Genomic DNA, 3991 nt, shown 5'->3' with positions numbered 1-3991 from the left:
CTCCGTACCGTCGATGGTCTGGCAGTTCATGCTCCAGGATGAGGGCATCGATTTCTGGAAACCGTTGTTCTGGCTGTTCCCGCTGTTGCTGATTGCCGTGGTGGGTGTGACCGCCTGGCGTGATCGTGAGCCCCATCGGCCGGCCTGGCTGCTGGCGCTGTTCTTCCTGCTGCCGCTGCTGCTGGTGTATGCCGTGTCGTTTCTGTCCCCGGTATTCATCGAGCGCTATCTCACGGTGTATGCCCTTGGCTTGCCGATCCTGGTGGGCCTGGCCATTGAGCGTCTTCCCAAACGCCTGTCGCGCTGGGGGACCGCTCTCCTGGTGTTGTTTATCAGCGTGGAGCTGCTGGGGGTGAAGAACAATTCCACCGTGGACGAGCACGACCAATTCAACGTGCCGGTGGAGTTCGTCAATCGCAATTACCAGGAAGATGACCGCATCGTCCTCAGCGACATGCTGTGGTACCTGAGTTACGTGTATTACGACCAGACCGACGCCCAATTGCAGCTCTACACGCCGCCCAAACCGGATGGCACGTCGACTCGGCCAAACGCCTACGGCTTCGGCACCCTGGTGGACCAGGACGGCGGGCGCATTTACCTCGACCGCCTGTCGGCATTACCGGCTGATACCCGACGCGTCTGGCTGATCAGCAGCACTGAGCCGCCGGATGATTTCGCACCGATTCCCGCTGATTGGCGCGAGCTTTTACGCCAGGATGGCGGTGGCGCACGAGCGCGTCTTTTTGTGCTGTGCCGCGGCCCAGAGCCTTCGCAGCCAGAGGGCTGCCGCTAATCGCGAATCGGTATTAGGAAAATGCCGAAATAGTGGCAAATGACCACTAGTTGACCCTGTAATCCTCAGCTACGCTTCGCCAATAAATGGACTTGTCCTATAAGAAGTGGTGAAAGGATTGCAGTATCACTTTATCTCCGGTCTGCCGCGTTCCGGCTCGACTTTGCTCTCTGCGATCCTGTTGCAGAACCCTCGTTTTCGCGCGGGCATGAGCAGCCCCGTAGGGACGTTATTCAATGGCGTGCTGGCGCAGTGCAGTGCCGGCAGCGAGTTTGGCTCGGTCATTGACGCCAACACCCGCCGCCGTCTGTTGCGCGGGCTATTCGATTCCTACTACGGCGATCAACCTTCCACCCCTGTGGTGTTCGACACCAACCGCCAGTGGTGCGCGCGCATGCCCGCGCTGCACGAGCTGTTCCCCCAGGCCAAGGTCATTGCCTGTGTGCGCAACGTCGCATGGATCATGGACAGCCTGGAACGTCTCTACCGCGCCAATCCGTTTGAGAACACCAAGCTGTTCAACGATGACATCGAGCGCAACACCGTCTACAGCCGTGTCGAAACCCTGGGCCAGCGCAATCGCCTGGTGGGTTATGCCTGGTCGGCCCTCAAAGAGGCTTACTACGGTGAAAACGCCGGCTCCATGCTGCTCGTCGATTACGACCTGCTGTCCCAGGCGCCTGAGCGCGTGATGCGACTGATCTACGAATTTATTGGCGAGCCGTGGTTCGAGCATGACTTCGACAACCTCAGCTATGACGCGCCGGACTTCGACGAAGCGCTGGGTGTCAGCGGGTTGCATCGGGTCAAGCCCAAGGTCGCATTGCAGCCTCGGCGCACGATCCTGCCGCCAGACCTTTTCGAGCAATTTGCGCATATGGATTTCTGGCGGGATGGAACTCTGAGCGCCGCTAATGTGATTCGTACCAAAGCCGATGCTGCGATCAATTGATCGCGGTTTTTTCATTGCGGTTATCAGCATTCGACAAGCGGGTGAGCAGCATGTGGTGGAGCAAAGGTAAGGCACGGCAGACAACGACAGGCACCCACACCCTGGCAACGCCGATGATCATGTCCCTGGAACCGCGCATGTTGTTTGATGGCGCGGTGGCTGCCACCGTGGTCGGTGCGGCGCAAGCCGACAGCCACGCCACGGCCGCCGATGCAGCCGCCAAGGCGCCGGCCACTGAACATGCCGCCGCTGGCAGCGAAAGCCACCCGCAAACTGATGCTCCGGCTACCCCCGTGCCGGTTGCCGTACCGGGGCAGGCCGTGGTGTTTGTCGATGCCCGGGTCAAAGATTCCGCCGACCTGCTCAAGGGCGTCGCCCCTGGCACCCAGGTGGTGCAACTGGATGCCAGCAAAGACGGTTTGCAACAGATCGCCGATTACCTGGGCAGCCATCAAGGCGTGAGCTCGGTGCAGATCATCGCCCATGGCAACACCGGCGATTTGTGGCTGGGCAGCACCTATTTGTCGGCCGACAACGTCGCGGCCCGCAGCGAAGTGCTGGCGCAGATCGGCCAGGACATGAATGTGGGCGGCGATATCCTGATCTATGCCTGCAACACGGCAGAGGGCACCAAGGGCCTGAACTTTGTCGACTCCCTGGCGCAACTGACGGGTCGTGATATTGCCGCCTCCACCAACCGCACCGGCGAGGGCGGCGACTGGACCCTGGAGATCGCCACCGGCTCCATCGAGAGCCATACCGCGCTGTCGTACCAGGCGATGTCGGCGTATCAGTACGGCTTGTCCACGATAACGGTGACCAACAACGGTGATAGCGGCGTCGGTTCGCTGCGCCAGGCGCTGAGTGACGCGGTGGTCGGTGACACGGTCACGTTCAGCACGACCATGACGGTCAACCTGAACTCGCAGCTGACCATCACGAAGAATGTCACCGTCGCAGGTGATCTGAACCACGACGGCATCGCGGACGTGACTCTCAACGGGCAGTACAAGACCCGGGTGTTGCAGGTTGTCAGCGGGGTGACGGCGACACTGGATGGCTTGATCATCAAGCAAGGGTTGGTGATCGGTAATGGGGCCGCGGCGGGTACCGACGGCACTGCGTCGATGGGCGGCGGTATTTTCAACGCCGGTAACCTGACCTTGAACAATGTCACGGTGACCAGCAACGCGGCTTCGGGTGGCGGTGGTGGCGGCGGGGTCACAGCGCCCTATGTCGGTGGCGCGGTCGGTGGCGGTGGTGGCGGTGGTGGTGCGCTGGGCGGGCAGGCCGGCGGCCATGGGGGCACTTCGGGCTTTGGCACCGGTGTCTACGGCGGCACTTCCGGTAGCGCCAACACCGGTGGCAACGGTGGTGGCTACAACCCCAACTACATGGGCGGCCGCGGTGGCAGTAGCTCAGGCGGCGCGGGCGGCGTAGGCGCTGCCAACTACAGCAGCGGCGGTGCCGGCGGCACAGCGAACAATGGCACGATTTCCATTGGCGGCGGCGGTGGTGGTTCCGGGTGGGACAAGCCCGGCCGGGCCGGTGCGTCGGCAGCGGGTGGCATTTACAACGCCAGCACCGGCACCCTGACGGTCGTTGGCACCTCCGTGATATCCGGTAACGTCGCGGCCGGTGGCGGCGGCGGTGGCGGCGGAGGCCTGGGTGGTTCAGCCGACTCGGGCGGCGCAGCTGGTAAAGGTGTGGGTGCGATCTGGAACAAAGGCACGGTATTGATGACTGCCGCCAACTTCGCGGCCTTGAGCGGCAACGTTGGTGGCAGCGGCTCCGGTGGTCCTGCGTTGGGCGGCGGCTCTACGGGCTCCTCCGTCGCGGCTGTGAACAATATTTTCAACGATGGTGGCACGGTCAACACCGCCTACGCGCCTGCGCCGACCGCAACCATCGTGGTGACCAACAACGCGCAGCACATCGGCAGCACCTCGCTGGTGACCATCACCTTCAACCAGGCGGTGACGGGCTTCACCAACGCCGACCTGACGGTTGCCAACGGCAGCCTGAGCGCGGTCAGCTCCAGTGACGGCGGCATCACCTGGACCGCCACCTTCACCCCGAACGCAAGTACCACCAGCGCGACCAACCATATCGTCCTCGACAACACCGGGGTCAACAGTGTATCGCTGGGGACACCGGGCAGTGGCACCACTTCCTCGAACAACTACACCATCGACACCGTGCGCCCGACCGCGACCGTCTCGGTGGTGGCGCCCACGCTGAGC

At 62.6% G+C, this 3991-nt stretch carries 2 protein-coding genes and 1 pseudogene; all 3 read left to right on the top strand.

The genetic code is table 11. The features are described from left to right. Positions 1-796, top strand: a pseudogene (locus tag ACRESD_RS19265) (glycosyltransferase family 39 protein); the annotation flags it as partial. 109 nt (positions 797-905) lie between these two features. Then, a complete protein-coding gene (locus ACRESD_RS19260) occupies positions 906-1748 on the top strand; it encodes a sulfotransferase family protein (protein ID WP_431752359.1) in 843 nt (280 codons plus the stop codon). A gap of 50 nt (positions 1749-1798) precedes the next feature. Then, on the top strand, positions 1799-3991 hold a 2193-nt coding region (locus ACRESD_RS19255), incomplete at its 3' end, for a DUF4347 domain-containing protein (RefSeq protein ID WP_431752358.1).

The sequence above is a fragment of the Pseudomonas sp. genome (genome assembly GCF_050739995.1).
Classification (GTDB): domain Bacteria; phylum Pseudomonadota; class Gammaproteobacteria; order Pseudomonadales; family Pseudomonadaceae; genus Aquipseudomonas.
Note: the sequence above shows the minus strand (reverse complement) of the source record. Positions and strands in the feature narration are given on the sequence as shown.